Source organism: Streptococcus plurextorum DSM 22810 (genome assembly GCF_000423745.1).
Classification (GTDB): domain Bacteria; phylum Bacillota; class Bacilli; order Lactobacillales; family Streptococcaceae; genus Streptococcus; species Streptococcus plurextorum.
In genome coordinates this window covers 1-6,792 of the sequence record NZ_AUIO01000028.1, presented here as the reverse complement: position 1 = coordinate 6,792, position 6,792 = coordinate 1, and the positions used below count along the sequence as shown (strand labels likewise).

At 39.0% G+C, this 6,792-nt stretch carries 5 protein-coding genes; 4 read left to right on the top strand and 1 reads right to left on the bottom strand.

Annotation, left to right across the window (positions count from 1 at the left end):
* Positions 1–220: 220 nt before the first annotated feature.
* The 4 genes from G575_RS0110455 to G575_RS0110440 all read left to right on the top strand — a co-directional run bounded on the left by G575_RS0110455 (position 221) and on the right by G575_RS0110440 (position 5,480).
* Positions 221–1,711, top strand: a complete 1,491-nt coding sequence (locus tag G575_RS0110455; RefSeq protein ID WP_027972667.1) for an ATP-binding protein — start codon at positions 221–223, stop codon at positions 1,709–1,711.
* Between the two features lie 315 nt (positions 1,712–2,026).
* Positions 2,027–3,172: a tyrosine-type recombinase/integrase gene (locus G575_RS0110450; RefSeq protein WP_027972666.1), complete on the top strand. Its 1,146-nt coding sequence runs from the start codon at positions 2,027–2,029 to the stop codon at positions 3,170–3,172.
* Positions 3,173–3,268: 96 nt separating this feature from the next.
* Positions 3,269–4,222, top strand: a complete 954-nt coding sequence (locus G575_RS0110445; protein WP_027972665.1) for a class I SAM-dependent methyltransferase — start codon at positions 3,269–3,271, stop codon at positions 4,220–4,222.
* Positions 4,223–4,292: 70 nt separating this feature from the next.
* On the top strand, positions 4,293–5,480 hold the full coding sequence (locus tag G575_RS0110440; protein WP_027972664.1) for an acetate kinase: 1,188 nt from the start codon (positions 4,293–4,295) through the stop codon (positions 5,478–5,480).
* Between the two features lie 39 nt (positions 5,481–5,519).
* Here the strand turns inward: G575_RS0110440 and G575_RS0110435 are convergent, their stop codons facing one another.
* Complete coding sequence (locus tag G575_RS0110435; RefSeq protein ID WP_027972663.1) at positions 5,520–6,479, bottom strand: S66 family peptidase; 960 nt, start codon at positions 6,477–6,479, stop codon at positions 5,520–5,522.
* Positions 6,480–6,792 lie beyond the last annotated feature (313 nt).

Sequence of the window (6,792 nt, the reverse complement as noted above, 5' to 3'; positions counted from 1 at the left end):
CAGGAAAAGTTATCTTGAGATTATCTTGAGATTATCTTGAGATTTTCCCAGAATAGACTATTAGAAATGCAATAAAATAGGTATTTGCAGGAAAAATTATCTTGAGATTATCTTGAGAATGCATTAACTGGAAACTGCTTGTAAGCTGATACTATAAGTTTTCTAGGAAAAGTTATCTTAAGGCCATCTTGAGAATATCATTTTGAAAGGAGTAATAGAAATGAATATTAATCTTCCGGAAGGAATCGAAATTGAATATAAGGCTGCTGAAAAAGGATTGCCAAAATCATTTTGGGAGACCTATTCGGCTTTTGCCAATACTAATGGTGGAGTAGTAATTTTGGGTTATGATGAGAGGGATAAGATAAATCCTATGAAAGGATTTAAGAATCCACAAACTATTTATGATCAGTTACTTAATGATGTAAATAATCCTAATAAAGTTAGTTTTAATTTGTTGACTGATGATGATGTTCTTATAAAACCAATCAATGATAGCGACAGAAGTATAATTATAGTTAACATAAGAGAGGCTCCCTATTCTGCTAAACCTGTCCATATAGGAAAAGATATCGGGAACTCATATATTCGATTAGGTGAAGGTGATAGACTGGTCACTAAGCAACAATTAAAATATCTTTTATCTAGTTCACATGATGATATTGATAGCCAGATATTACCAAATTTTGATATTGATGATATTAATTTAGAAACGGTTGAAAGATATCGCTCACGCCTCGTGTTACAAGATGAGAAGTATAAAGATTTATCTGTTGAAGACTTGTTAATCAGTATTGGAGCCTATAAAAAAGATAGAAATGGTGACGGAAGGTATAAATTAACGTCTGGTGGTCTGCTATTTTTTGGTAAATACAATTCAATAACGGATCGTTTTCCTCATTTTCAACTAGATTATTTTGAAAAAGATAGCAACTTGAATCCTAGATGGATAGACCGAGTTTCTACGGGGGACGCTAGTTTTCCAGATTTGAATATGTTTGACTTCCTACTCATTGTGTTGGATAAACTTTCCGCAACTGTGAAAGATCCGTTTGTGTTGGATGCAGATTCCAAAGCTCGTATACCATTTAAAAAAGATTTAGAAGAGTCTTTACGTGAAGCTCTAGTAAACAGTCTGATGCATGCGTACTATGATGCAGACTTTCCTATCAAGATTACGGCATTACCAGATTATTATGAATTTAAAAATCCGGGAAATATGAGAGTAACTGTTGATGAGTTTATCAAGGGGAATAATTCTGTGACACGAAACCCAACCATTTCTACCCTTTTGAGAAAAATAGGATTGTCAGAGAAGGCTGGAAGTGGAGGACAAAAAATATTTGATGTGGCAGCCAAACATAATTTAATTCTCCCGAGCATCAAAACACCATTTGATTCTACAACTATTGTTATTTGGAAAGTTGACTTTAAACACAATATTAATAAACTTCCTGAGCCAGATAGAAGTATTCTAGAATTCATTTCAGAGAATTTGTCTATCAAGAGAATGCAGATTGAAAACGATTTGGGATTGGCTGGCCAAGAATATAGTTATAGAAAAGCCTTAGAACGGTTAATTGAACAAGGTTTTATAAAAAGAGTTGGGAGTGGACCAGGGACAAAGTATGTACTTAAAAAGTCATCCCAAGAACATTATTACTTGATGAAACAAACAATGCGTGAGATAGAAGATTCATTGAAAATCTAATTGTGAAGATTTTCTAGAAAGAGAAGATAAAATAGAGTTGTTTTATAGTATTAGGTATGTTCGGATAGAGGACATCTTGAAAAGATTAATAATCCTAACAAATAAACTTAAAAAGTGATAAAATAATGCTAATCGTAAAAGAAGTTTGCAAAAACTACACTGCTCTAGGCCTGTGTCTCTATATGGGTAAGGGTTACAATGAATTTAGCGTATCAACTTTTTAGTTGTTACGCTTTTATTTTTTACTATTCTGCATGATATAAACCTAAATCCCTTTTAATCGCTTGCCTGCTGATGATAGAAAGGTTTATAATCATGAAAATAATTGAAGTAACAAAGAAAGACGGCAGTATCGTCTACCGTGCCAATATCTATCTAGGAGTGGACCAGGTAACAGGGAAGAAAGTCAAGACCAATGTCACGGGGAGGACACAAAAGGAGGTTAGGCAGAAAGCTAAGCAAGCAGAATATAACTTCAAACAAAGTGGCTCAACACGCTTCTGTGCTCAAACAGATATAAAAACCATTCAGGAACTATCTGAAAGCTGGCTGGCGAACTACCAGCACACTGTGAAGCCTCAAACGTTAAGAAATACCAAGTCATATCTAAAGAATCATATCCTACCCCGTTTGGGAGATATGCGACTGGAAAAGCTAAGCCCACCAGTAGCCCAGGCTTTTATAAATGATCTGGCCAAGCGTACAAATCAATTTGATAAGGCACGCTCTGTTCTATCAAGAATGTTTCGGTATGCTATTGTTTTGCAGTTGGTCCAGTACAATCCTGTGCGAGATACTCTCGTTCCCAGGAAGAAGCAACCGGCGAAAAAGAAAGTGAAGTATATCCAGTCAGACCACTTAAAAAAGTTTCTGGATCATATCGATAAACTCGCCCAAAAAGACTTTACAAGGTATGGCTATATGGTTGCCTTTCGCCTCTTGCTTGCTACTGGTATGCGTATCGGTGAGTTATCCGCTTTGGAATGGTCTGATATTAACTTGGAGGAGCATAGTATCAGAATCAACAAAACCTACTTACAAGAAATTAAACAGGTAGGAGAAACCAAGACCAAGGCTGGGGAAAGAGTTGTCAGCATCGATAAGGCGACAGTCCTCATGCTCAAACAATACCAAAACCGTCAACGAGTGGTATTCTTGGAAGTTGGAGGAGCACCGACTAGGGTATTTGAAACACCGACACGGCTCTACCTTACTAGGAATAACTTTCAAAGAGTGTTAGACCGCCACTGTGAAAAACTTGAAATTCCACGGGTTACCCTCCATGCTTTTCGCCACACTCACGCTAGTTTGCTGCTGAACGCTGGAATTAGTTACAAAGAACTCCAGCACCGTCTAGGTCACTCCAATATCACGTTGACCCTAGACACCTATTCTCATTTATCCAAAGACAAAGAAAAAGAGGCGGTTTCATATTATGAAAAGGCCCTCGCAAGTCTTTAGTCCACAAAAAGGGGAACAAATTCAAAAAATCCCACAAATCAAAAACTTGAAACCCCTTGAAATCAAAGGGTTAGACCACTTAGAAAGAATAAATACATGAATTTTGAAAAAATAGAACAAGCCTATCATCTGATTTTGGAAAATATCCAACTGATTGAAAATGATTTAAAGACAAATATCTATGACGCTTTAATCGAGCAAAATAGTTTTTATTTAGGTGCTGAAGGGGCGACTCAAACAGTTACTGAAAACAATAAGCGTTTGAAAGCTTTGCATTTAACAGCCGAAGAATGGCGCCGCGCCTTTCAATTTATCTTCATAAAAGCGGGGCAGACAGAGGCTTTACAGGCAAATCATCAATTTACCCCGGATGCTATTGGTTTTATCCTTCTTTTTTTACTTGAGACCTTGACTCATAAAGAAGAGTTAACTGTGATTGAAATTGGCTCTGGAACGGGAAATCTAGCCCATACCTTGGTTAATAATAGTAGCAAGACCTTAGACTATATGGGACTTGAGCTTGATGACCTCTTGATTGATTTATCAGCCTCTATTGCAGACATCCTAGCTTCTAGTATCAGCTTTGTTCAAGAAGATGCGGTTCGTCCGCAAATTCTCAAAGAAAGTGATGTTATCATCAGTGACTTGCCAATTGGTTATTACCCCAATGACCAGATTGCTAGCCGTTACACTGTGGCAGCTAGTGGAGAGCACACTTATGCCCATCACCTTCTTATGGAGCAGTCGCTAAAATATCTCAAGTCAGACGGCTTAGCCTTGTTTTTAGCGCCTGCCAATCTTTTTACTAGCCCTCAAGCCCCTCTCTTAAAAAAATGGCTGAGCGGTTATGCTAGTCTTTTGGCAGTTATCACCCTACCAGAAAAGCTATTTGGGAATTCCCAAAATGCCAAATCGTTGTACGTGCTCAAAAAGCAAAGCGATTCCCCTATTCAAACCTTGGTTTATCCATTAGCTAGCCTGACAAATCCAGAAGATGTTCGGAATTTTATGGAGATTGTGAAAAAATGGCAAAATGATAATGCCATCTAGGGAAAAATTTGCTATAATGGAAAAGTGACAGGAAAACGCTTTAGTTCAGAAAGGAAAAGGTATCTCACCCATGTCAAAAACAATTGCAATTAACGCAGGAAGTTCCAGCCTTAAATGGCAACTTTACCGTATGCCAGAAGAAGAAGTCTTGGCTGCCGGTATTATTGAGCGAATTGGTTTGAAAGATTCAATCTCAACCGTTAAGTTTGATGGTCGTAAAGAAACGCAAACCTTGGATATTCCAGACCATATTCAAGCGGTTAAAATTCTCCTTGATGATTTGATTCGCTTTGAAATTATCGCTAGTTACGATGAGATTACAGGAGTTGGACACCGCGTGGTTGCAGGTGGAGAAATCTTCAAAGAGTCCGTTTTGATTGATAACGAAGCCTTGGCTAAGATCGAAGAGCTTTCAGCACTTGCGCCATTACACAATCCAGCTAATGCCGCAGGGATTCGAGCTTTCAAAGAAATTTTGCCAGACATTACCTCAGTTGCTGTTTTTGACACAGCCTTTCATTCGACTATGCAGCCTCATACTTACTTGTATCCAATTCCTCAAAAATACTATACGGATTACCAAGTACGTAAATATGGAGCGCACGGAACGAGTCACTACTATGTTGCTCATGAAGCAGCTAAATTACTAGGAAAACCTATTGATGAGCTTAAATTGATTACGGCACATATCGGAAATGGCGTATCGATTACAGCTAACTATCATGGTCAATCGATTGACACTTCAATGGGCTTCACACCGCTTGCTGGTCCGATGATGGGGACACGTTCAGGTGATATCGACCCAGCTATTATCCCGTATTTGGTTGAGCACGATCCAGAGTTGAAAGATGCAGCAGCTGTTGTCAATATGCTCAACAAACAATCAGGTCTTGCCGGCTTGTCAGGCATTTCAAGTGATATGCGTGATATTGAGGATGGTCTTCAACAACAAGATCCAAATGCAGTGCTCGCCTATAATGTCTTTATTGACCGTATCAAGAAGTTTATTGGTCAGTACTTTGCTGTCCTTAACGGTGCAGATGCCCTTGTTTTCACGGCAGGTATGGGTGAAAATGCAGTGCTAATGCGTCAGGATGTTGTCGCAGGCTTGTCATGGTTTGGTATGGAACTTGATCCTGAGAAGAATGTCTTTGGCTACGCTGGAGATATTTCGACACCAGACTCAAAAGTAAAAGTCTTAGTAGTACCGACTGACGAAGAGCTTGTTATTGCTCGAGATGTTGAAAAACTGAAATAACGACGTAAGTATGTCAAATAGGAGCTAACATACTAGCTCCTATTTTTGTGTGTCGAAATGGATGTTTAGCGTTTTAGTGTCAATGCTGACGTGGCTACCGATGGTTACTGTGAAAAGCGGTTGTGTGTGAGCAAAGTCTAAATCATACATGACCGGTATGGTTTTTAGGATAGGGTATTTTTCTAAGATGGCCATGAAGATTTCCTCGGTCATCTGGGTTTCCTTAGGAAAACGCCCGAATACGACTGCTTTGGGATTTGGATAAGCTTGTAGAATTGCAGTTAAATGGCGTAGAATAATAACATAGTTATCATCTTCAGCTTCTTCTAAAAAGAGGATGTAATTATCAGGTTTTGGTGCAAATTCAGTGCCTGTCAGGAGGTTGAAGGTCGAGATGTTGCCACCAATGGCAATGCCACTAGCTTGTCCGTGGTTGTAAACCTTCCACTCTGTAGGCATAAAATGACGGGGTTGTGACGGGTCGTACCAAGCATCGCTAGACCATTCTTGACTAGGCTCTAAAGTAAAGTCAGTCTGACTCACTGCACGTAACCACATCTTAGACTGGTAGTCTTGGCCCTCAATCATTTTAAAGCTAGAGTAGGAGGGACCCATATATGTCTCTAGGCCGGTTTTAGCATAGATACCATTTAGTAGAGCTGTTGTATCAGAGTAACCACAAAAGATTTTTGGATTGGCTTGGATTAAGTTGTAATCTAGATAGGGTAAAAGCTCGTTGCAGTTAAAACCACCAATGGTTGTCATGATGGCGTCAACAGAAGGATCAGAAAAGGCAGCGTGTAGGTCTGCCACACGACTTTTGATTGGAGCAGAGTAAAAAAGATCATTTTCAAAATAATGCTCGGAAAATGATACTTTGAAGCCTAGTTCTTCTAGTTTTTCTTTTGCTGTCAGATTGGCTTCAAATCCCCCTAAGCGCTCAATAGAACTCGATGGGCTGACAATGCGAATGTGGTCACCTTTGGTCAGTTTTTTCATAGCTACCTCCTCAGTGTAAATTACCTTATTCTAGCAAATCTGTGAAAAGGTGTAAAGGTTTTTTTGAGCGGAAAAAAGCTGTGGTTAGGGGATAAAAGGAGCTTGTTAGCAGTTGAACCATGCCCCAAATTCGCCCCAAATTATTTTTAAAGTTATCCTGATTTAACCTAACGGAAAATCAAAAAAGCCCGATTTTACGGGCTTTGTGTTCGGTTGATTCCTGTTAAATCAGGTACTGAAAGGCGGTAGACGGATTTGAAACCGTTGGTATATCAAGGGTTTATGGCTATTTGCCCACCATTTGCCCACCAAC

What these genes read in the sequence shown, in the direction of transcription:
- G575_RS0110455 (WP_027972667.1), top strand. Translation starts at nt 221, where the DNA reads ATGAATATTAATCTTCCGGAAGGAATCGAAATTGAATATAAGGCTGCT.
- G575_RS0110445 (WP_027972665.1), top strand. Translation starts at nt 3,269, where the DNA reads ATGAATTTTGAAAAAATAGAACAAGCCTATCATCTGATTTTGGAAAAT.
- G575_RS0110450 (WP_027972666.1), top strand. Translation starts at nt 2,027, where the DNA reads ATGAAAATAATTGAAGTAACAAAGAAAGACGGCAGTATCGTCTACCGT.
- G575_RS0110440 (WP_027972664.1), top strand. Translation starts at nt 4,293, where the DNA reads ATGTCAAAAACAATTGCAATTAACGCAGGAAGTTCCAGCCTTAAATGG.
- G575_RS0110435 (WP_027972663.1), bottom strand. Translation starts at nt 6,479, where the DNA reads ATGAAAAAACTGACCAAAGGTGACCACATTCGCATTGTCAGCCCATCG.